This is a genomic window from Cupriavidus sp. BIC8F, assembly GCF_032465815.1.
Lineage (GTDB): Bacteria > Pseudomonadota > Gammaproteobacteria > Burkholderiales > Burkholderiaceae > Cupriavidus > Cupriavidus necator.
Genome location: NZ_CP136095.1, coordinates 1,229,333 through 1,250,776 on the forward strand (window position 1 = coordinate 1,229,333; position 21,444 = coordinate 1,250,776).

Here is a 21,444-nt window from a genome sequence, read left to right on the forward strand (position 1 = left end):
CAGGGCGGCACGCCCGGCATGGGCGCGCCGCATTCAACGGCGATGCGCGGTGCCAGCGCTCGCTTCTGAAGTGAGGAGACACAGAATGATTCGATCCATCCAAGGCACCGTGCTGGCGCTGGCGTCATGGCTCATGCTGGCGGCCGCACCCGCCGCCCACGCGCAACCGCAATATCCCAGCAAGCCGATCCGGCTGGTGGTGCCGTTCTCGGCCGGCAGTGCCACCGACATCCTGGCGCGCATCATTGGCAGCAAGATGGGCGAGGGCGGCACCTACCAGGTGATCGTCGACAACCGCCCCGGCGCCGGCGGCACCCTGGGCGCCACCGGCGTGGCCAAGGCGGCGCCGGACGGCTACACGCTGATCCTGGTTTCGGTCGGGCATGCCATCAACGCCACGCTGTATCCCAAACTCTCGTATGACACGGTGAAGGACTTCGCACCGGTCTCGCTGGTGGCCACGGTCCCCAATGTGCTGGTGGTCAATGCCGGCAGCAAGTACAAATCGGTGCTGGACGTCGTCAACGCCGCCAAGGCGACGCCGGGCGCGCTGAATTTCGACTCGGCGGGTTCCGGCAGCTCCACCCACCTGAGCGGCGAGATGTTCAAGATGCAGGCCGGCATCGACATCGTCCATATCCCGTACAAGGGCACGGGCGAAGCGCTGACCGACGTCATGGCTGGCCGGGGCGACATGATGTTTGCGCCTAGCGTATCGGCCATGCCGTTCGTCAAACAGGGCAAGCTGCGGGCGCTGGCGGTCACCACGGCCAGGCGCGCCAGCGTGCTGCCGGATATTCCCACGGTGGCGGAGTCGGGCTTCCCCGGCTACGCGTTCGACTCCTGGTTCGGCGTGCTGGCGCCCGCCGGCACCCCGAAGGAAGTCGTCGATGCGCTCAATGCCGAGATCGGCAAGGCATTGGCCGCGCCGGATGTGCGCGAGCGCCTTGCCGCCCAGGGCGCGGAGCCGAAGCGCTCGTCGCCGCAGGAGTTTGCAGCCTATATCCAGGCGGAGATCGGCAAGCTGGCGCCGGTGGTCAGGCAATCCGGCGTGAAGGCGGGGCAGTAGCGCTAGCCCGCAGGCGAGCGGCGACGGCGCGGGGGTGGCTTAGAATGGCGTATTCCAACTCTCCCCGGGCTGCCGCCCCGCCAACTGCCGTCATGCCCGAGCGCAAGCGCCTCACCCTGAAAGACCTGGCTGCCGAGATCGACGTGCATTACTCGACCGTCTCGCGAGTGATGAACCCGGCCACGCGGCACCTGGTGGCTGAGGACGTGGCGGCTCGCATCCTGGCGGTTGCCGAGGCCCGCGGCTTCCGCCCCAACCGCATCGCGGCGGGGCTGCGCACCCAGCGTTCCGGACTGGTGGGCGTGGTGCTGCCCGATATTTCCAACCCGGTGTTTCCGCCCATCCTGGCCGGGATCGAATCCGTGCTGGCGCAGCAGGGCTACGTGCCGATCGTGGTCAATGCCGGTACCGACAAAAGCCGGCAGCGTTTTGTCATCGACCAGATGATCGGCCGGCAAGTCGAAGGACTGGTGCTCGCCACCGCGGAACGGGACGATCCGATCCTCGCCTACTGCCTCAAGCAGCATATCCCCGTGGTCACGGTCAACCGGGGGGAAGACACGGGCCGGGTGTCCTGCGTGGTGAGCGACAACCTGCTGGCGATGCGGCAGACGGTCGACCACCTGGTCGGCCTGGGCCACCGCCGCATCGGGCATATTGCGGGACCAGCCTCGCTGTCGACCGGCTTCTTGCGTCGCGAGGGCTTCCTTCAGGCGGTGAAGCGCCACCGCCTGCGCCGCGGCGAATGGCAAGTCATGGAAGCCGCCAGCTATTCGCGTGAAGCCGGCCGGATCGCTTGCGAGCAGCTGTTCGCGGCATTCCCGCAGATGACCGCCATCGCCGCCGGCAATGACCTGGTGGCGATGGGTTGCTACGACTTCCTGCGCGAGCGCGGCATGCGTTGCCCCGAAGACGTCTCGGTGGTGGGCCACAACGACATGCCGTTTGCCGACGCCCTGACGCCGCCGCTGACCACCGTGCGCATTGCCGTCCACGAAATGGGCGAGGAGGCAGCCCGGCTCCTGCTCAGGAAGATCGACAAGCCAGCCTCCGATGCCGTCACCGTGCAACTGACGCCGCAACTGATCGTGCGCGGTTCCACGGCTGCGCCGCGCGCAGCGGAATAGCCGAGGCCAATGCTGGCCATCAGGCGCGGGCGCCGTCCTGGTAGGGATCGAAGCTGCGCGCCGGATCGGCGGACGGACCCGTGCGGTCCCACCCGGCCAGGATGCGTTCACCCTTGTCGTACGGATCGACATTGCGCGCGCCCTCGGTGTACGGGTCGCGTGCGTCCTGCACGGCGCGGGCGCCGTCGGTGAATGCGTTGCGTGCGTCCTGCACGGAACGTGCGCCTTCGCTGAACGGATCGCGCGCGCCGGAACCGGCGGCCTGGGCGCCGGCGGCAGCAGCTGCCAGGGCGAGGGCGAGAACAATGCGCTTGGTGAGATGGGTAGTCATGGTCGGTTTCCTTGAGGTCTGGGTTGCACTGCGCGGCCGGGATCGTCTTGTCGACGCATGCCGTCGGTCCATGAGATGCATTAAAGGAAACCGGTGTATCTGCGCTATAGCGTGGAGACCCTGTTTCTGTCAGGGCACGTATCGATTCCTGCGCTTGATACATAGCGGTACAAAAGGACCATGGGAGGCGCCTGCTGGCGTAGGTGGCAGGGAGGAGGCGCGCGGCGGCCGGAGCGCTTTCCGGATACCGCGCGCCCGGGGGAGGGTGGTGTAAAGGCCGCGCGCGTCCGCGAGCCGTCAGTTACCGGGCAACGCCGTACCGGGTAGCGGGCTGGTCACGCGAAAGATTGGGGCCGAGCGCGGCGCGTGCTGACTCGAACGTGTTCCAGTCGGCCACGTCGGGCAACGACGGCACGGTAATCACCTCGCCCTGGTCCAGCCCCGCCAGGGCCGCGTCGACCAGGTCGTCGCCGCTCATGACTATCGATTGCGGCAGGTTCTCGACCGGCTGGCCGGCGGTGTCCCAGAACTCGGTGCGGGTGGCCCCCGGCAGGACCGCCTGGATGCGCACGCCCTTGCCGGCAAGCTCATGCTGCAGCGACTGGGTAAAGGCCAGCACAAACGCCTTGGAGCCGCCGTAGACACCGTTCAGGATCTCGGGCGCGACCGCCACGACCGAGGCGATATTGATGATCGTGCCCTCGCCGCGCGCGACGAAGGCCGGTGCGGCGGCATAGGTGAGCCGGGTCAGGGCCGTGACGTTGAGCTCGATCATTGCCTGCATGGTGTCGACATCCGATTCCAGCAGCGGTGCAGCGCCGCCGAAGCCGGCGTTGTTGACCAGCGTGGTGATGCTCGCATCCGTGCGCAGGATCTCTTCGATGCGTCGTACATCGGCAGCCTGGCCAAGGTCGGCGGTCACGATCTCGACCGAGCGGCCGGTATCGTCGGTAATCCGGCGGGCCAGTGCTTCCAGCCGCGCGCGGTTGCGCGCCACCAGGATCAGGTCGTGGCCCCTGCGCGCCAGGCGCTCCGCATAGATGGCGCCGATGCCGGAAGAAGCACCGGTGATGAGGGCGGTGCCGGGATGGTTGTGCGTGGTCATGTTCAAAGCTCCGGATTCAGTGAGGGAGGGAGTATTCGTGGCGGTCGGCCCGGATCGGCCGGCTGCGTGAAACCAAGATTAGGAGCACAATGGCCATGACACCAATGTCATAGATACCACCTTTTCTGCCATACGCGCAGATTGCCTTTCACTGCCATGAGGAGTTCGACATGCATCACGTGGCCCTTGCCCTCTATCCCGGCTTCCAGGTGCTGAACCTTGCGGTCTCGACGGTGCTGGAGTTCGCCAACCGCTCGCTTGGAGAGCCGCTGTACCAGGTCCACCTGCTGTCCGAGCATGGCGGACCCGTGTTGAGTTCCGGTGGTTTTTTCGTCAGCACCGAGCCGTTCGGCAGGCGCCGCTTCGATACCGTGTTGGTGGTGGGAGACAACGACGTGCTGCCCACGGCGCCCGCGCTGGTGAAGTTCCTGCAACGTGCGGCGCGGACTTCGCGGCGCATCGGCGCCACCTGCACCGGTGCCTTCAACCTGGCCGAGGCCGGGGTGCTGGAAGGCCGCCGCGCCACCACGCACTGGTACTACGCGGAGCAGTTGCGGCGGCGCTTCCCGAACGTCAGCGTGGAAGAGGACCGCATCTTCATCATCGACGGTCCGATCTGGACCTCGGCCGGGATGTCGGCCTGCATCGACCTGGCGTTGGCGCTGGTGGAGAAAGACGCCGGTGGCGCGGTTGCGCGCGATGTGGCGAAGTCACTGGTCGTATATCACCGGCGCGCCGGCGGGCAGTCACAGTTCTCGGCACTGCTGGACCTGGAACCGCGCTCGGACCGCATTCGTGCCGCGCTGGATTTTGCAAGGCAGAACCTGCAACAGGAACTTTCGGTGGACCAACTGGCGGATGCGGCGCACCTGAGCCCGCGGCAGTTCGCGCGCGCATTTCGTGACGAGACCGGGCAGACCCCCGCCAAGGCCGTGGAGCACCTGCGCGTGGAGGCGGCCAGGCTGATGATGGAAAGCGGCCGCCATGCCATCGATGTGGTGGCGCGGGATACCGGCTTCGGTGACCGCGAGCGCATGCGGCGTGCGTTCCTGCGGGCGTTCGGCCAACCGCCGCAGGCGATCCGGCGCATGGCGCGCGGCGATGAATTGCAGACTGCGTAGGGGCGGCCCGTGCCGGTACAGGGGCATGCAAGGAAGTCGGGCATCCGACTTGTTACCCCAGGTACCAATTCCTGTTCCCCGCCATGCCTTTATCCCATGCCGGCGCGCACATAGAGTTGGTCGCGTGACCCTCACCTGATTGGAGCCAGCATGTCTGTGCAAGAACGTCTCGCAGCGCGCGGCCTGGTGCTGCCGCAGCCCCCGCAGCCCCTCGGCAGCTATACCGCGGTCAGCCAGGCCGGCGACCTGCTGTTCATTTCCGGGCAGTTGCCCTTGCAGGATGGCAAGGTGGTCTGGCAAGGCCAGGTCGGCAAGGACCTGGATGTCGGGCAGGGCAGGCGTGCCGCCGAGCTGGCGGCGCTCAACGTGCTGGCGCAGATCCATGCCTATCTGGGTGGCTTCGAGCGCCTGGACCACATCGTCCGCGTCGACGGGCACATCGCCAGCGCGCCCGGCTGGTTCGGGCAGCCGGCGGTGCTCGACGGTGCCTCCGACCTGTTTGGCGAGGTGCTGGCAGAGAAGGCCGGCCACGCGCGAACCATCTCCTCGCACTTCCAGCAGCCGGCGAATGCGGCCGTGATCCTCGTGGTCATTGCCCAGATCCGGCCTGCATAAGCAGCGCGGCGTGTGCCGTTACGCCGAGAATTTCTCGACCAGGAAGTCGACGAACGCCCGTACCCGGCGCGAGACGTGGCGCGCGGACGGGTATAGCAGCACAAAGGGGCGCGTACTGCCGCCGTAGTCCTTCAGCACCTCCACCAGCGTGCCGTCGCGCAGGTCCTGTTCCACGACGAAGCGGTAAGTCTGGAACAGGCCCGCGCCGGCGCGCACCAGCGTGGCCCCGCCCAGGATGTCTTCTGACGCCGCATACGAGCCGGCGGTCACGATATCCGTGTCCTCGCCGTTGACCTGGAACGTCCATGGGATCCGCCGGCCGCTGCTCGGGCGCTCGAACTGGATGCACTCATGCCTGAGCAGGTCTTCCAATGACTGCGGCGTGCCGGCACGCCGCAGATAGCCAGGCGTTGCCACCACCACCAGCTCAGCGTCTTCCAGCTTGCGCGCGATCAGGTTCGAGTCATCCGGCGCACGCCCGCGCACCGACAGGTCATAGGTGTCATCGGCGAAGTCGACGTTGCGGTTGCTGATGTGCACGTCGATCTCGACTTCGGGGTAGCGCTCGCGGAATGCCGGCAGCACTGGCAGCACGCGATAGTGCGCGTAAGGGGTCGGCAGGCTGATCCGCAAGCGCCCCGCGGGGGCAGCCTGCTGGCCGCTGATCTGCCGCTCCGCGTCCACCAGCTGGGCCAGCGCGCCGCGGCTCTGCTCGAAATACACCCGTCCTTCGTCGGTCAGGCGGATCTGCCGCGTGGTCCGCACGAAGAGCCGCACCCCCAGGCGCTCTTCCAGCCTTTGCACAGTGCGGCTGACTGCGGGCGGTGTCACGCCCGCGGCCACTGCCGCCGCGGTGAAGCTACCCAGCTCGGCGGCCAGGCAGAACAGCTCGATGCTGCCAAGCTGAAGGTCATCGAATTGCCGTTTCATTTCTTTGCTTGCGACTGCAGGCCGCACTGGGTCAAGCGATGTATCCATCATATGTGCGCCACTGGCGGATGTCGATGTCCGGGCCGTGGGCAGCGCCGAAGTGACCGCAAGGCTGCGTGTGCCATGGGCGCCGGAGGATTCGTCCCGCTCTATTTGTGCTTGTGGCGCAAGACTGTTTGTGCCGCCGAGGTCTTCGAATGCGAAAGGGAATTGCCTAGATTGGAACCCATCGGAGCCGCCGGCCCGACCGGCAAGCAAGCCGATTCAATCTACATCGAGGTTCAAGAAAATGAGCGCAGCACAGAAAGTCGTTGTCATCACGGGCGCATCGCAAGGCATTGGCGCTGAACTGGTCAAGGCGTTCCGGGAACGCGGCCATCGCGTTGTCGCCACCGCGCGCACCATCAAGCCATCGGACGACCAGGACATCCTGGCAGTCGCCGGCGATATCGCCGATCCGTCCACGGCGCGCCGCGTCATCGCCGAGGCCGTGGCAAGGTTCGGGCGCATCGACACCCTGGTCAACAACGCCGGCATCTTCATCGCCAAGCCGTTCACCAGCTATACCGACGAGGATTATGCGGCCGCCACCGGCATCAACCTGACGGGCTTCTTCCATATCACGCAGCTGGCCATCGCCGAAATGGAGAAGCACCGCAGCGGCCACGTGGTCAGCATCACGACCAGCCTGGTCGATCATGCGATCAGCGGGGTGCCGTCGGTGCTGGCCTCGCTGACCAAGGGTGGCCTGAACGCCGCGACCAAGTCGCTGGCCATCGAGTACGCCAGGACCGGCATCCGCGCGAATGCTGTCTCGCCCGGCATCATCAAGTCGCCGATGCATCCGCCCGAAACCCATGCGGGGCTGAGCGCGCTGCACCCGGTGGGTCATATGGGCGAGATGCGCGATATCGTCGATGCTGTCCTGTATCTCGACAACGCGCCGTTCGTCACGGGCGAGATCCTGCATGTAGACGGCGGCCAGAGCGCAGGGCATTGAGCGGACGCACCCGCGGCGCGCGCCGGCGCACCGCGGGTGGTTCCCGGCGGCGCGACGGGGCAATGCCCGTTGCGCCATATTGCGTTAATCTCTCGGTGCCTGGCGCCGCGCCTGGCGATTTTCAATCAATCTGCCAAGGTGACGCCGATGGACGCACACACCGACCACATCCTGATCGTGGATGACGACCGCGAAATCCGTGAACTGGTCTCAACCTACCTCACCAAGAATGGCTTGCGCGTTACCGTGGTGCCTGACGGGCGGCACATGCGCTCGTTCCTGGACGTCAACAGCGTCGACCTGATCGTGCTGGATGTGATGATGCCGGGCGACGATGGCCTGGTGCTGTGCCGTGAACTGCGGGCGGGCAAGCACAAGGCCACCCCGGTGCTGATGCTGACCGCGCGCAGCGACGAGACCGACCGCATCGTCGGCCTGGAAATGGGCGCCGACGACTACCTTGCCAAGCCTTTCGCCGCACGCGAGCTGCTGGCCCGCATCAAGGCGGTGCTGCGGCGGACCCGGATGCTTCCGCCCAACCTGCAGATCACCGAGGCCGGGCAGCTGCTTGCGTTTGGCGACTGGCAACTGGACACCACTGCGCGCCACCTGATTGACCAGGATGGCGTCATCGTCGCGCTGAGCGGCGCCGAATACCGGCTGCTGCGCGTCTTTGTCGACCATCCGCAGCGCGTGCTTAACCGCGACCAGCTGCTCAGCCTCACGCAGGGCCGCGAAGCGGAAATGTTCGAACGCTCGATCGACCTGCTGGTCAGCCGCTTGCGCCAGCACCTCAAGGACGATGCGCGCGAGCCCCGCTACATCAAGACCGTGCGCAGCGAGGGCTATGTCTTCTCGACGCCCGTGGAGATCCGGGAGGCACGCCAGTGAATCTCCGTGCCTTGCCCTGGCCCCGTACGATGGGCTCGCGGCTGTTCCTGATCCTGCTGGCCGGGCTCATCGTCGCCCATGGCCTGTCGTTCGGCGTGCTGTTTGCCGAGCGCTACATCACCGCGCGCAAGGTCATGCTCGGCACCCTGGAGACCGACGTCTCCACCTCGATCGCCATCCTGGACCGCCTGCCCGCGGCGGAGCGCCCGCAGTGGCTGCGCCACGTGAATCGCGGCGCCTACCAATACATCCTGGGGCCGGGCCTGCCAGGCGTGCCGGAGATGTCCGCGCAGGCCACGGAAGTTGCCGACCGGATCATGGAAGCGAGCGGTGGCCGCTTCGCGGTCAGGGTCGAGTCCATCCCCGGCCAGGGCAAGCGCATGCAGGCCCACCTGACCCTCAGCGATGGCAGCCCGCTGACCATCGACGTGCATCCTAAGCCGACGCCAGTCGCGCAATGGCTGCCTTATGTGCTGGGGATCCAGTTGCTGCTGCTGGTCCTGTGCTGCTGGCTTGCCGTGCGCCTGGCGATCCGCCCGCTGGTGGCGCTGGCCAATGCCGCCGACGCGCTCGACCCGAATGCCAGGACCCAGCCGCTGGGCGAGGCCGGGCCCACCGAACTGGTGCGCGCCGCGCGCGCATTCAATGCCATGCGCGAGCGCATTGCCCGCTTTGTAGAGGAGCGCGTGCAGATCCTGGCCGCGATCTCCCACGACCTGCAGACGCCGATCACGCGGATGAAGCTGCGCGCGGAAATGACGGAAGACTCTGAAGACAAGCGCAAGCTGGTGCAAGACCTCACCGAGATCGAGACGCTGGTGAAGGAGGGGCTGGCCTACGCGCGCGCCATGCATGGCGATGGCGAGACGCCATCGCGGATCGACATCGGGTCGTTCGTCGATAGTCTGGTCTACGACTACCAGGACACCGGCAAGGCCGTCACCATCCTGCAGCGTGCCGGCGGCACCCTCGAGACGCGCCCGCACGCCTTGCGCCGCATCCTTACCAACCTGACCGACAACGCCCTCAAGTTCGGCGGGGCGGCGGAGCTGAGCGTGCACCGCGAGGAAGGCGGCGCGGTGAGCATCAGCGTTCTCGACCGCGGGCCCGGCATCCCGGCAGAGCAGCTCGAGTCCGTGCTGCAGCCGTTTGTCCGGCTTGAGGCATCGCGCAACCGGGAGACCGGCGGCACCGGCCTGGGCCTGGCGATTGCTCACCAGCTTGCGCTGGCGATCGGCGGCTCGCTGACGCTGCGCAATCGCGAGGGCGGTGGCCTGGAGGCGCGGCTCAGGGTGGGTTGAGCCGCCGCCCGCTCGTTACCAGCCACCCCCCAGCGCACGGAACGTTGCAACCGCCGCGCGGGCATTGTCGGCGCCCACACGTGCCTGCTGGTCGCGCGCGGCCAGCAGCAGGCGGTCTTCCTCCAGCACTTCGAACAGGCTGACCGCGCCGCCCTTGTAGGCGTCCTCGGCGGCGCCGCGCGAGCGCGCGTGGGCAGCCACTTCCACGGTCAGCTCCTTGCCCTGCAACTCCAGCTGGGTCAGCGTAATGATCGCGTTCTCCACGTCCTCGGTGGCGCGCAGCATGGCCTTGCGGTAGGTGGCCAGGGCCTCGGCGTTGGCGCCCTTGGCCTGCGCCACTTCGGCGTCGACCCGGCCGAAGTCGAACAGCCGCCAGCGCAGTCCCGCGATCGCGGCGGGCTGGAAGGCGGACCCGGTGAACAGCTTGCCGGCGGAGAGGCTCTCGAAGCCGAGCAGCGCTGACAACGACAGCTTCGGGTAGTACTCGGCAGTGGCCACGCCGATGCGGGCGCTGGATGCCGCCAGCCGGCGCTCCGCGGCAATCACGTCCGGGCGGCGTTGCAGCAGGTTGGCCGGACCTTGCGCCACGGCGATCTGCGGCACGGCGGTGCGCTCGGTCGGCGTCAGGAGCTCAGCGGCATAGGTGCCCGGATGCGCGCCCATCAGTACGTCAAGCCGGTTCAGTTGTGTCTCCAGCTCGATCTGCAGCGGCGGGATGGTCACGCGGGTCTGTGCCAGCTGTGCTTCCGCCTGGGCCCGTTCCCGCTCGGCGCCGATGCCATCGGCCAGCCGCAGCTGCACCAGCTCGAGCAGCTTTGCATTGGTCCGCACCTGCTGTTGCGCGATGGCGATGCGCTGCTGCGCGCCGCGCACGCGGAAATAGGCATCGGCCGCTTCGGCGGCCACCAGCACGCGCACGCCCATGTGCTCGGCTTCCGCGGCCTGGGCCTCCGCGCTGGCGGCCTCGGCGCCGCGCCGCAGGCCGCCGGCCACGTCGATCTCCCAGCTTGCTCCCACGCCAGCGCTGTACACCGTCTTGTTGCGCTCAAAGCCCGGGGCGTTCTTGCCGAGGCTGCCCAAGGGCCCTTCCAGCGACTGGCGCTGCCTGGCCACGCTGCCGGACAACGATGCCTGCGGCAGCAGTTCGGCGCCGGCGTGGCTGGCCGCGGCGCGGGCCTGGTCGACCCGCGCAATGGCCGCCGCCAGGTCGAGGTTCTGCTCCAGCGCGCGCTGGATGACACGCGTCAGCGCGGGATCGTCAAAGCCCAGCCACCAGCTGTCCAGTGACGGCGCCGGCCGGGCCGCGTCCCGGGCGTCCAGCGCCGCTGCGTGCGGATAGGCCGCGGGCATGTCCGAGGCCGGCATGTGGTAATCGGGGCCGGCCGCGCAGGCCACCAGGGTGGCCGCGGCGCTGGCCGCAAGCAAGGTGGGCAGGAGGCGGGCGATACCGGCGCGGGTGCGCCGGAGCGGGGGACGGAATGGACTTTGGGGCATGACGGACACCTTTCAACAGCGACGAATAAAGCACAAGCCAAAAACTAACTTGCATGATGATAGTTACTACTCTAGACTAACTTTCAAATTGATAGCAACTCCATTTTCGGAGCAAGCCAGTCATGCACACAAAGCCGCTCGCTGAAACGCCTTGCCTCATCGCTCGCACCGTGGCCCGCGTTGCCGACAGCTGGAGCGTCCTCATCCTGCGCGAAGCGTTCTACGGCGTGACGCGCTTTGATGAGTTCCAGCAGAACCTGGGCATCGCCCCCAACATGCTGACCCGCCGCCTGAACTCGCTGGTGGAGCAGGGCATGCTGCAGCGCCGCCCGTACTGCGACCGCCCGCCGCGCTCGGAGTACATCCTGACCGAGCGCGGCCATGACTTCCGCCCGGTCCTGCTGGCCATGCTGGCCTGGGCCAACAAGCATCTCGCGCCCGAGGGCCAAAGCGTGCAGCTGGCCAACCGACTCACCGGCGACCGTGTCGAGCCGGTACTGGTCGATGCCGCCAGCGGCCGCCCCGTCACCGACCCCGATTTCCACATCGCCCCCGGGCCGGCGGCTACCGACGGCCTGCGGCGCCGGCTGGACCGCTCGGCTGAAGCCTGACCCGAACTCTCCCGAACCCTACCGAACCCTCCACCCATGCCGCCTCGCAGGCGGGATAAGTCCTGAAAGCAGAAAGGAAGTGCCATGACCAGTAATACGCTGACTGAACGGGCGGGTACCGAACCTGTTCCCGCTTCGAAATCCAAGGCCAGCCCCAAGCGGCTGCTGGCGACCGGCGCGCTGGTTGTGGCCGGATTGGCCGCGATCGGATACGGCTACCACTGGTGGACATCGGCTCGCCACCTGCAGCGTACCGACGACGCCTACGTCGGCGGCGATGTCACGGTGATCGGCGCCAAGGTCGGGGGCTACATCGCGGAAGTCGCGGTGACGGACAACCAGACGGTCCACTCGGGCGATGTGCTGGTGCGCATCGACGACCGCGACTACCGCGCTGCACTGGCCAAGGCCGAAGGCGCCGTGGCGGCGCAACAGGCACTGCTGGCAAACCTGGATGCCACCGCGCGCCTGCAGGAGGCGGTCATCGCCCAGGCCAGGGCCGGCATCGCCGCCACCAATGCCGACACCGTACGGGCGCGCGACGACCAGGTGCGCTACGCCAGCCTGGTGGCGAAGGCGGCTGTCTCCATCCAGAGCTCGCAGAAGGCTGACTCGGACTACAAGCAGGCCCAGGCCAATGGCGAGAAGGCGCGTGCCGCGCTGCTGGCCGCGCAGCGCCAGCTCGACGTGATCGGCACGCAGAAGCAGCAGGCGCAGGCGTCACTGGCGCAGGCGACCGCCGAGCGCGACATCGCGAAGCTGAACCTTGGCTATACGGAACTGCGAGCGCCCGTGGACGGCACCGTGGGCAACCGGCGCGCCCGCGTCGGCGCCTTTGCTGGTGCGGGCAGCCAGCTGCTGTCCATCGTGCCGGCCAGCGGGCTGTGGGTGGACGCCAACTTCAAGGAAGGGCAACTGCCGCACATGCGCCCCGGCATGCCGGTAGAAATTGAAGCCGATGTGCTGCCGGGGCGGGTCTTCCATGGCCACGTCGCCAGCCTGGCGCCGGCTACCGGTGCGCAGTTCAGCGTGTTGCCGCCGGAGAATGCCACCGGCAACTTCACCAAGATCGTCCAGCGCGTGCCGGTGCGGATCCGCCTGGACGAGCAGGACGCCCGGCTTGGCGTCCTGCGCCCGGGGCTGTCGGTGATCGCCCAGGTCAACACGCAGCCAGGCAAGCAGGTGCAGTGATGGCCACGGCTACCCTGACCACCCCTGCGTCCGCCGTGGCGATGCCGGACGAGATGTCCACCGGCGCCAAGGTGTTCGCCTTCAGCACGATGTGCGTGGGCATGTTCATCGCCTTGCTGGATATCCAGATCGTATCCGCCTCGTTGCGCGATATCGGCGGCGCGCTCTCGGCCGGCGCCGATGAAACCGTGTGGGTGCAGACCAGCTACCTGATCGCCGAGATCATCGTCATTCCCTTGTCCGGCTGGCTGTCGCGCGTGATGTCGACGCGCTGGCTGTTCGCTGCCTCCGCGGCGGGCTTCACGGTGGCCAGCCTGCTGTGCGGGGCGGCGTGGGACATCAACAGCATGATCGTGTTCCGGGCGCTGCAGGGTTTCCTGGGCGGCTCGATGATCCCGATGGTGTTCACCACGGCCTTTGCCTTCTTCGTCGGCCCCCAGCGTGTCATCGCCGCCGCCACGGTCGGCGGGCTGGCCTCGCTGGCGCCGACGCTGGGGCCCACCATCGGCGGCTGGATCACTGATCACTATTCCTGGCACTGGCTGTTCTTCATCAACCTGGTGCCGGGCATCTTCGTCACCATCGCCGTGCCGCTGCTGGTCAAGGTCGACCGGCCCGACTGGTCGCTGGTGCGCGGCGCCGATTACCTGGGCATGGGCCTGATGGCGCTGTTCCTGGGCTGCCTCGAATACACGCTGGAAGAAGGGCCGCGCTGGGACTGGTTCGGCGACGACGTGATCCGGGCCACCGCCTGGATCGCCGGCCTGTCGGGCGTGGGCTTCATCTGGCGCACGCTGACCTATGCCAACCCCGTGGTGGACCTGCGCGCGCTCAAGGACCGGAACTTCGCGCTCGGCTGCTTCTTTTCCTTTGTCACCGGCATCGGCATCTTTGCCACCATCTACCTGACCCCGCTGTTCCTGGGGCGCGTGCGCGGCTTCAGCGCGCTCGATATCGGGCTGGCGGTGTTTTCGACGGGCGTGTTCCAGATGGCGTCGATCCCGCTCTATGCCTTCCTGGCCAACCGGGTCGACCTGCGCTGGCTGATGATGATCGGCCTGGGGCTGTTCGCGGTGTCGATGTGGTACTTCGCGCCCATCACGCACGACTGGGGCGCGGCGCAGCTGCTGCTGCCGCAGGCGCTGCGCGGCATGGCCCAGCAGTTCGCGGTGGCGCCCACGGTGACACTGACCCTGGGCAGCCTGCCGCCGGCGCGGCTCAAGCTAGCGTCCGGGCTGTTCAACCTGATGCGCAACCTGGGCGGGGCCATCGGCATCGCGGCCTGCGCGACCGCGCTCAACAACCGCGGCAACATGCACTTCCTGCGCGAGGCAGAGCACCTGAACATCCGCAATGAAGCCATGGGCAACCTGTTGCAAGGGATCAGCGACCAGTTCGTCGCGGCCGGGCACGATGCCCTCGATGCGCAGACCGCGGCCCTCAGGCAATTGTGGGGGCTGGCCTGGCGCGAGGCGCAGACCCAGACCTTTGGCGACATCTTCCTGCTGATCCTGGTCTGCTTCGCGATCGCCACTGCCATGGTGCCGCTGATGCGCAAGGTTGGAGCGCCGAAGGGGCCGTCGGCAGACGCGCATTGATGAAGGAACGACCATGAAAATCAGTCCGTGCAAGCGGTTCCTGTCTGTCGCGCTGATCGCGGCGAGCGCCACGGTGGCTTATGCGGGGGAGCGCCCGCGCGACAACGGTGTGGCGTGCGCTCGTGCAGCTAATGCCTATTGCAATCTTCCAGATCAGGGCAACAGGCCAATGCCGCAAGGCGTGCCGCAGGGAGAGTCCGATTGACTGGCGTGCCAGTCCTTCAGCCGGGCTGCTTTGTATCCACGTATGTCGCCATCGCGGATCAATACACAGTGATACAAATCCCCTGAAATCCGACACATGCCGCGTGCCATGGCCTCCTAGACTCGTGCTCACATCGATCACGCAAACAGGAGAAGCAAATGTCGAAGACAGTCGATCTACCTCGTCGAGGCTTTCTGGGAGCAGCGGCAGCGACGCTGGCCACCGCGCCGTTCGGGCTGCCGCAGGCCGCCCGCGCGCAAACCGGTGTGTCGAAGGCGCCGGCGCTGCCCTTGACCACGCCGGGCACCCATGCCAGCTTCGCGCCGGTCAAGCACGTCAACGCCGGCGTGCTCAATATCGGCTACGCCGAGGCCGGCCCCGCCACCGGGCCCGTTGCGCTGCTGCTGCACGGCTGGCCCTACGATATCCACAGCTTTGTCGACGTGGCACCCCTGCTGGCAGCCCGCGGCTATCGGGTGATCATTCCCCACCTGCGTGGCTTTGGCTCGACGTCCTTCCTGTCTGCCGACACCATGCGCAACGGCCAGCCCGTGGCGATAGCCGCCGACATGATCGCGCTGATGGACGCGCTGAATATCCGCAACGCCGTAGTGGCAGGCTTTGACTGGGGCGCACGCACCGCCGACATCATGGCGGCGATCTGGCCGGACCGCTGCAGGGGGCTGGTTTCGGTCAGCGGCTACCTGATCGGCAGCCAGGCAGCCGGCAAGCAGCCGCTACCGCCTGAGGCCGAGCTCCAATGGTGGTACCAGTTCTATTTCTCCACCGATCGGGGCCGCGCCGGCTACCAGAAGTACACGCACCAGTTCGCCAGGCTGATCTGGAAACTGGCATCGCCGCAATGGAAGTTCGACGATGCGACGTTCAACCGCAGCGCCGCCGCCTTCGACAATCCCGACCACGTCGAAATCACCATTCACAACTACCGCTGGCGGCAGGGGTTGGCCAGCGGGGAAGCCAGGTTCGACGACTTCGAGAAGCGGCTCGCCACGGCGCCAGCCATCGGCGTGCCCACCATCACCATGGAAGGCGATGCCAACGGTGCGCCGCACTCTGAGCCCAGCGCCTATGCCAGCAAGTTCACGGGCCGCTACGAGCACCGGGACCTGACGGGCGGGATCGGCCACAACCCGCCGCAGGAAGCGCCCACCGCGTTTGCGCAGGCGGTGCTCGATGTTGACAGGCTCTGACGAAAGCAGGGGGCGCAATGCGCAGATTGCTGATACTGGCTGCCATGGCGCTGTCGGCGCTGGCATCGGAGCTGGGCGGCGCAGGCCATCGGTGCCCATGGTCCGGCATGCCCCGGACCATGGGCGCGGAGAAGCGGGCACGAAACAGGGGCGGCCCGGGCGCTGAGGGCTACACCGGCGCATGATAATATTCGCATGCGAACGAAATCTCCCCTTTATGACGCACCAGATATGGAACATCGCCTCGTCTACCTGTTGAACGTGGGCCAGCGGCGCCTGCACCGGTGGTCACAAGCGCGCACTGCCGCGGGTGGCGTGACATCAGCCCAGGCCGGACTGCTTTTCTTTCTGGGCAGCAACGATGGCGCGCTGACGAGCGAGGCGGCCGCGGCGCTGGACCTGGGCGCGCCTGGGATGAGCGGCCTGGCCGAGCGGACCGAAAGGGCCGGCCTGATCGAGCGCCGGCCGGACGAGAACGATGGCCGTGCCTCGCGCCTGTGGCTGACAGAGGCAGGGCGCCTGGCGCGCCAGCGTTCCAAGGCGAGCATGAAGGCATTGAATGCCAGGCTGACTGAAGGTTTCACCGCCGCCGAGATCGACGTGGTGGCGCGCTGGCTGACCAGCCTGCAGACAAAGTTTCCGGCCGCGGACGAGGGCGAGGTGTAGCCTGGCAGCGGCCGGAAAGCGAGGCAGTCGACTTACTGCCCGGCAACCCTGGTGAAGTCAGGTTTGCGTTTTTCGGCAAAGGCGGAGAATGCTTCCCGGGCTTCCGCACTGGCCAGCCGCTCCTCGAACCTGGCGCTTTCGCTGTTCATCTGCGAAACCAGTTTTTCCGCATCGCGCATGAGCTGTTTCATTGCGCTCAGGGAGCCCGCCGGCCTGGCGGCAATCTTCTCGGCCATCCGGCGCGCATCCGTGCGCAGCTGGTCATTGGCGCAAACCTTGTTCGCAATGCCCCATGCCACGGCGGTTTGCGCATCAAGCGGCTCGCCCAGCGCGAACATCTCGAAGGCCCTGGCGTGTCCGATCCGCAGCGGGAGCAGGTAACTCGAAGCCGCTTCGGGAACCAGGGCGAGATTGACGAAAGGCGTGATCAGTTGCGCGTCCTGGCCGAGCACGACGTAATCACAATGCAGCAGCATGGTGGTCCCGACGCCGACGGCCTTGCCATTGACCGCGGCAACAATCGGTACGGTCGAATTGGCAAGGGCGCGCAGGAAGCGATGCACGTGACGTTCGCTGGGGCCATTTCCCGACGCGATCGCCGCGAATTCGCCGAGATCATTGCCGGCGGTAAAGCTGTCTCCGTCCCCCTGCAACAGCAATACCCGGATAAGCCGGTCCTGCTGTGCCTGCTCGATAGTGTCGGCAAGCGCGCCGTACATCTCGTTCGTCAAGGCGTTCTTCTTGTCCGTCCGGGCAAGCGTAAGGGTCAGCACGCCGCCGGTGAGGTCAACGCGGATTTCCGGGGTCATTGGTCGGTCTCCAGGTGAGAGTTGCACGCCTGCCGTGCAGGCATCGCGATTAAGTTCGCATGCGAAGTATATAGGTGGTTCGCATGCGAAGTAAATTGTGGAGGCCGGGCAGTGAGCGGAATCAGCACCTGGGGCAGCGTCCTCCACACAGACGCTGTGGGGGCGCGTGCTTGCGGTGCCTGATAGGCGCGGAATACAGCACAAGTGGAAAGCGAACTTGCATGATGATAGTGACTACTCTAGACTGACTTTCAAATCGATAGCAAGTACGTTTTTCGAGGAAGCCAATCATGCAGAGGAAGCCACTTGGTGAAACGCCGTGTCCGATCGCACGCACCGCGGCCCGCGTTGCCGACAGCTGGAGCGTACTGATCCTGCGCGAAGCCTTTTACGGCGTGACCCGGTTCGACGAGTTCCAGCAAAACCTGGCTATCGCGCCCAATATGCTCACGCGTCGCCTGAACTCGCTTGTCGAAGAAGGCATGCTGGAGCGTCGCCAGTACTGCGACCGCCCGCCCCGCTCCGAGTACATCCTGACCGAGCGCGGGCGCGATTTCCGCCAGGTGCTGCTGGCGATGCTGGCCTGGGGCAACAAGCATCTCGCGCCTGAAGGCGAAAGCGTGCAGTTGGCCAACCGGCGCACCGGCGTGCGCGTGGAGCCTGTGCTGGTCGACCCCGCCAACGGGCGCCCGGTCACCGATGCCGACTATCACCTTGCGCCCGGCCCCGCTGCCAGCGACCGCGTGCGCCAGCGGCTGACCCGCTCGGCAGAAGCCTGAGACGGAATTCCCGCGCGGCCAATTCTTGTTGCAACCTTCAAGACCCGGCCACCGGGCGCATACCGCATGGCGCCTCAACTGAAGCGCGTGCGACCGATTGATACTGGGTGTTTGGCAGGGAGAATGCGATGCATGCAAGAGATGTCGTGCTGTGCCAGCCGGTGCGGACCGCTATCGGCGCCTATAACGGCTCATTGAAGGGCGTTCCGGCGGCTGATCTCGGCGCCGCGGCGATACGGGCAACCGTGGGGCGGGCGGGAATCGATCCAGGCGAGGTCGGCAGCGTGGTGTTCGGAAACGTGATCCAGGCCGGCAACCGGATGAACCCGGCCCGGCAGGCTGCCATCGGGGCAGGGCTGCCGGTTTCGGTTCCCGCGATGACCGTCAACCGCGTCTGCGGCTCGGGAGCGCAGGCGATCGCCACGGCCGCGGACGAGGTGCGGCTCGGTTATGTCGACATCGCTGTCGCCGGCGGCATGGAGAACATGGACCGTGCGCCATACCTGATGCCGTCCGGCCGCTGGGGGCAGCGCATGGGCGATTCCGTCCTGCATGACAGCATGCTGCACGACGGCCTGTTCGACGCCTTCTCCGGTGAGCACTCCGGATGGCATACCGAGGACCTTGTCGCCCGCTACGCGCTGACCCGCGAGGCCCAGGACCGCTGGGCCGAGCGTTCGCAGCGGAATTTCGCGCTGGCGCAGGCGAACGGGCGATTCACCGGCCAGATTGCCGGGGTGGCCATGAAAGGGAAGGGCGGCACGGCCATGTTCGAGGTGGACGAAGCCAACCGCCCTGATACCAGCCTCGATACGCTTGGCCGGCTCAAGCCGGCGTTTCGAACGGACGGCACGATTACCGCCGGCAATGCGCCCGGGCTCAACAGCGGCGCAGCGGCCATGATCGTTGCCGAACGTTCGGTGGCTGAAGCCAGGGGGCTGGAGCCAATGGGACGATTGGCCGCTTATGGTGTCGGGGCCGTGGAGCCCGGCATGTTCGGGCTGGGCCCGGTCCCGGCGGTGCGGCAGGCGCTGCAACGCGCCGGCTGGGAGCTGGGCGACATTGAACGCATCGAGATCAATGAGGCGTTTGCCGCGGTGCCGCTGGCTGTCGCGGTCGAGCTCGGATTGCCGCACGACATCATCAACGTCGACGGCGGTGCCATTGCCCACGGCCATCCGATCGGTGCGACCGGCGCGGTGCTGACGACGCGCCTGCTGCATGCCATGCGGGCCGACAGCATACGGCGCGGCATCGTCACGCTGTGCATCGGCGGCGGACAAGGGATTGCGCTGGCGCTCGAGGCGCTGGCCTGATCCGTCTGTTCTCGTGACGGGCGTGCATGGATCGGAAAGATCAGCGCAAACCATCTGGAGAAGAAATGAGCATTCAATACATTGAGGACCTCTCGCCGGGCCAGAAATACGGTTCGGGGCGGCTGACCGTCGAGCCTGAACGGATCAAGGCCTTTGCTTCGGAGTTCGACCCGCAGCCTTTCCACCTCGATGAGGCCGCTGCCCGCGACACGCTGTTTCGTGGACTGGCTGCAAGCGGTTGGCATACCGCTGCGCTGACGATGCGCCTGCTGGTCGACGGCCAATTCCGGCCCGCAGGCGGCATCCTCGGCGCGGGCTTCGAGGAACTGCGCTGGCCAAAACCGGTACGCCCCGGCGATGAACTGCATATCGAGAGCGAGATACTGGAAGTGCGGATTTCGAAATCGCGCCCCGACCAGGGCATCGTGAAGGTGCGTACCACAACCTTCAACCAGGCCGACGAGCCAGTGCAGGTCTTCACCGCCAACCTGATCGTCCAGCGACGCCCCGCAGCCGCCGCGCAGGCAGAGGCATCATGAAGATTCTTGTACTCGGTGCCGGGGCCATGGGCGGCTACTATGGCGCTCGCCTGATCGAGGCGGGCGCCGATGTCACCTTCATGTTGCGGCCCGGCCGCGCGCGGGCACTGGAACGGGTTGGCCTGGCCGTGCGTAGCGAACTTGGCGACTTCCATCGCCCGGTAAAAATGGTCCTGGCCGGTCAGGTCGCCGCGCAGTTCGACCTGGTCCTGCTGGCATGCAAGGCCTACGACCTTGCCGACGCGATCCGGACCATCAGTCCGGCCGTTGGCCGGGACACTGCGGTATTGCCTCTGCTCAACGGCCTTGACGCCTATGACCGGCTCGACCAGTGCTTTGGCAGGCAACGCGTGCTGGGTGGAGTCGCATACATCGCGACAACGCTGGCGGCGGACGGAACCGTCGTGCATGCCGGCCGCATGGACCGGCTGGTAGTCGGCCCCCGCGCCGCGCAGGCGTCGGCATTGGCCGCGGATTTCCATGCGCTGGTGTCGAGGGCGGCGGGTACGCGTGAGCTATCGGGTGCCATCGGGCAGGAGCTGTGGAACAAGTGGGCCATGATTGCCGCCGGCGCAGTAATGACATGCCTGATGCGCGGGACCGTGGCGGACATCATGAAGACACAGGATGGCCGCCGCCTGATGCTTGACGCGATTGCGGAGTGCCGCACGGTGGCGCAACTGCACGGCCATGCCATCCCTGAACCCGTTGTCGCTGCCACGCAGGCCCGACTGCTGGACGAAGCATCGACCTGGGCTGCCTCGATGATGCGGGATATTGCGCAGGGCGCCCCACGCATAGAAGCCGACGCCATCGTCGGCGACCTCATCAAGCGCGCAGCCGGGTACGGGCATGAGCTTCCATTGAGCCGTGCGGCATATTGCCACCTGCAGGTCTATCAGCGCCAGCGCGCTGCGCACCAGACTGCTGGCTGAGTAGTCTTCGCCCATTCATGGAAATCACGAATCACGACATTGACTACCTTTTCCTCCCTGTTGCAGCGCACGGAAGGCAGCGTGCTGGTACTTGCCATCAACAATCCGGGCAAACGCAACGCCATCGCGGACACGGTGGTGGAGATGGCCTTGGACGAACGCAGTGCGGTGGTTGCGCTGACACACGACCCCAAGCTCGACGACCTTGCGCTGATGGAGGCGCTGCGCACCCGGGCCTTCTACGTCGGTGCGCTGGGCTCGCGTCGCAACAACCAGGCGCGGCGCGAACGCCTGAAGGAATTCGACCTGACCAGCCAGCAACTGGCCCGTATGCATGGCCCGGCCGGCATCTATATCGGCAGCCGTACGCCGCCGAAAATCGCCATTTCGATCCTTGCCGAGGTGGTGGCAGCGCGCAACCACGTCCGCTTGCCCAATGACCTGAGGGTCGAACTGGCCAAGTCCGTACGGGAGGTGCCGGCAGATACCAGCGGCGCATGTGGAATATCGGTTAATGCGTAACGGCGCCACGGCGCCTCGCATGCAGTGTGGGCGCGGTAGCGCCCACACTGCTTTTTGTCGCCACCAACCGGCCGCGGC

Annotated in this window: 22 protein-coding genes and 1 pseudogene; 18 read left to right on the forward strand and 5 right to left on the reverse strand. The window is 66.7% G+C overall.

Annotated features, from left to right (window positions below; all coding sequences use genetic code 11):
- Positions 1-85: 85 nt before the first annotated feature.
- Both RS901_RS25820 and RS901_RS25825 read left to right on the forward strand, forming a co-directional pair.
- Complete coding sequence (locus RS901_RS25820; RefSeq protein ID WP_316156982.1) at positions 86-1,069, forward strand: tripartite tricarboxylate transporter substrate binding protein; 984 nt, start codon at positions 86-88, stop codon at positions 1,067-1,069.
- A 92-nt stretch (positions 1,070-1,161) separates the two neighbouring features.
- The gene (locus tag RS901_RS25825) at positions 1,162-2,196 is read left to right on the forward strand and encodes a LacI family DNA-binding transcriptional regulator (RefSeq protein ID WP_316156983.1); all 1,035 of its coding nucleotides are present in this window, start codon (positions 1,162-1,164) and stop codon (positions 2,194-2,196) included.
- A gap of 19 nt (positions 2,197-2,215) precedes the next feature.
- Here RS901_RS25825 and RS901_RS25830 read toward each other — a convergent pair whose 3' ends face one another.
- The gene (locus tag RS901_RS25830) at positions 2,216-2,527 is read right to left on the reverse strand and encodes a hydroxyquinol 1,2-dioxygenase (protein WP_316156984.1); all 312 of its coding nucleotides are present in this window, start codon (positions 2,525-2,527) and stop codon (positions 2,216-2,218) included.
- Positions 2,528-2,828: 301 nt separating this feature from the next.
- Positions 2,829-3,632: an SDR family oxidoreductase gene (locus RS901_RS25835; RefSeq protein WP_316156985.1), complete on the reverse strand. Its 804-nt coding sequence runs from the start codon at positions 3,630-3,632 to the stop codon at positions 2,829-2,831.
- Positions 3,633-3,802: 170 nt separating this feature from the next.
- Between RS901_RS25835 and RS901_RS25840 the strand changes: the two genes are divergently transcribed.
- Entirely contained in the window at positions 3,803-4,753 is a 951-nt protein-coding gene (locus RS901_RS25840; RefSeq protein WP_316156986.1) for a GlxA family transcriptional regulator, read from the forward strand.
- A gap of 150 nt (positions 4,754-4,903) precedes the next feature.
- Positions 4,904-5,368: a RidA family protein gene (locus RS901_RS25845; RefSeq protein ID WP_316156988.1), complete on the forward strand. Its 465-nt coding sequence runs from the start codon at positions 4,904-4,906 to the stop codon at positions 5,366-5,368.
- A gap of 18 nt (positions 5,369-5,386) precedes the next feature.
- Here the strand turns inward: RS901_RS25845 and RS901_RS25850 are convergent, their stop codons facing one another.
- A complete protein-coding gene (locus RS901_RS25850) occupies positions 5,387-6,298 on the reverse strand; it encodes a LysR family transcriptional regulator (RefSeq protein WP_316156989.1) in 912 nt (303 codons plus the stop codon).
- 289 nt (positions 6,299-6,587) lie between these two features.
- On the opposite strand from RS901_RS25850, the gene RS901_RS25855 reads away from it, so the two are divergent.
- From RS901_RS25855 to RS901_RS25865, 3 genes are all read left to right on the forward strand, one after another.
- Entirely contained in the window at positions 6,588-7,298 is a 711-nt protein-coding gene (locus tag RS901_RS25855) for an SDR family oxidoreductase (RefSeq protein ID WP_316156990.1), read from the forward strand.
- Positions 7,299-7,445: 147 nt separating this feature from the next.
- Positions 7,446-8,189: a response regulator gene (locus tag RS901_RS25860; RefSeq protein WP_316156991.1), complete on the forward strand. Its 744-nt coding sequence runs from the start codon at positions 7,446-7,448 to the stop codon at positions 8,187-8,189.
- The gene (locus tag RS901_RS25865; protein WP_316156992.1) at positions 8,186-9,490 is read left to right on the forward strand and encodes a sensor histidine kinase; all 1,305 of its coding nucleotides are present in this window, start codon (positions 8,186-8,188) and stop codon (positions 9,488-9,490) included. Before RS901_RS25860 ends, RS901_RS25865 begins: the two co-directional genes overlap by 4 nt.
- Positions 9,491-9,505: 15 nt before the next feature.
- Here RS901_RS25865 and RS901_RS25870 read toward each other — a convergent pair whose 3' ends face one another.
- Complete coding sequence (locus tag RS901_RS25870; protein WP_316156993.1) at positions 9,506-10,984, reverse strand: efflux transporter outer membrane subunit; 1,479 nt, start codon at positions 10,982-10,984, stop codon at positions 9,506-9,508.
- Between the two features lie 122 nt (positions 10,985-11,106).
- On the opposite strand from RS901_RS25870, the gene RS901_RS25875 reads away from it, so the two are divergent.
- From RS901_RS25875 to RS901_RS25900, 6 genes are all read left to right on the forward strand, one after another.
- Positions 11,107-11,595, forward strand: a complete 489-nt coding sequence (locus tag RS901_RS25875; protein ID WP_316156994.1) for a helix-turn-helix domain-containing protein — start codon at positions 11,107-11,109, stop codon at positions 11,593-11,595.
- 84 nt (positions 11,596-11,679) lie between these two features.
- Positions 11,680-12,786 carry an HlyD family secretion protein gene (locus tag RS901_RS25880; protein WP_316156995.1) on the forward strand — a complete coding sequence of 369 codons (1,107 nt, stop codon included), beginning with the start codon at positions 11,680-11,682 and terminating at the stop codon, positions 12,784-12,786.
- Positions 12,786-14,384 carry a DHA2 family efflux MFS transporter permease subunit gene (locus RS901_RS25885; RefSeq protein ID WP_316156996.1) on the forward strand — a complete coding sequence of 533 codons (1,599 nt, stop codon included), beginning with the start codon at positions 12,786-12,788 and terminating at the stop codon, positions 14,382-14,384. The genes RS901_RS25880 and RS901_RS25885 overlap by 1 nt, the downstream gene beginning before the upstream one ends.
- Positions 14,385-14,397: 13 nt before the next feature.
- Positions 14,398-14,589, forward strand: coding sequence for a hypothetical protein (locus RS901_RS25890; RefSeq protein WP_316156997.1), 192 nt, complete (start codon positions 14,398-14,400; stop codon positions 14,587-14,589).
- Positions 14,590-14,747: 158 nt separating this feature from the next.
- Positions 14,748-15,800: an alpha/beta hydrolase gene (locus RS901_RS25895; RefSeq protein ID WP_316156998.1), complete on the forward strand. Its 1,053-nt coding sequence runs from the start codon at positions 14,748-14,750 to the stop codon at positions 15,798-15,800.
- A gap of 231 nt (positions 15,801-16,031) precedes the next feature.
- Positions 16,032-16,466, forward strand: coding sequence for a MarR family winged helix-turn-helix transcriptional regulator (locus tag RS901_RS25900; RefSeq protein WP_316156999.1), 435 nt, complete (start codon positions 16,032-16,034; stop codon positions 16,464-16,466).
- A 32-nt stretch (positions 16,467-16,498) separates the two neighbouring features.
- On the opposite strand, the gene RS901_RS25905 is transcribed toward RS901_RS25900, so the two are convergent.
- Positions 16,499-17,275 (reverse strand): enoyl-CoA hydratase, encoded by a 777-nt coding sequence (locus RS901_RS25905; RefSeq protein WP_316157000.1) that lies wholly within the window; start codon positions 17,273-17,275, stop codon positions 16,499-16,501.
- 290 nt (positions 17,276-17,565) lie between these two features.
- Between RS901_RS25905 and RS901_RS25910 the strand changes: the two genes are divergently transcribed.
- From RS901_RS25910 to RS901_RS25930, 5 genes and pseudogenes are all read left to right on the forward strand, one after another.
- Positions 17,566-18,054: a helix-turn-helix domain-containing protein gene (locus RS901_RS25910; RefSeq protein ID WP_316157001.1), complete on the forward strand. Its 489-nt coding sequence runs from the start codon at positions 17,566-17,568 to the stop codon at positions 18,052-18,054.
- A gap of 128 nt (positions 18,055-18,182) precedes the next feature.
- The gene (locus tag RS901_RS25915) at positions 18,183-19,370 is read left to right on the forward strand and encodes a thiolase family protein (RefSeq protein WP_316157002.1); all 1,188 of its coding nucleotides are present in this window, start codon (positions 18,183-18,185) and stop codon (positions 19,368-19,370) included.
- Between the two features lie 65 nt (positions 19,371-19,435).
- Positions 19,436-19,909, forward strand: a complete 474-nt coding sequence (locus RS901_RS25920; RefSeq protein ID WP_316157292.1) for a MaoC family dehydratase — start codon at positions 19,436-19,438, stop codon at positions 19,907-19,909.
- Positions 19,906-20,844 carry a 2-dehydropantoate 2-reductase gene (locus tag RS901_RS25925; RefSeq protein ID WP_316157003.1) on the forward strand — a complete coding sequence of 313 codons (939 nt, stop codon included), beginning with the start codon at positions 19,906-19,908 and terminating at the stop codon, positions 20,842-20,844. The genes RS901_RS25920 and RS901_RS25925 overlap by 4 nt, the downstream gene beginning before the upstream one ends.
- 129 nt (positions 20,845-20,973) lie before the next feature.
- Positions 20,974-21,366: pseudogene (locus RS901_RS25930) on the forward strand (XdhC family protein); the annotation flags it as partial.
- Positions 21,367-21,444: the final 78 nt, after the last annotated feature.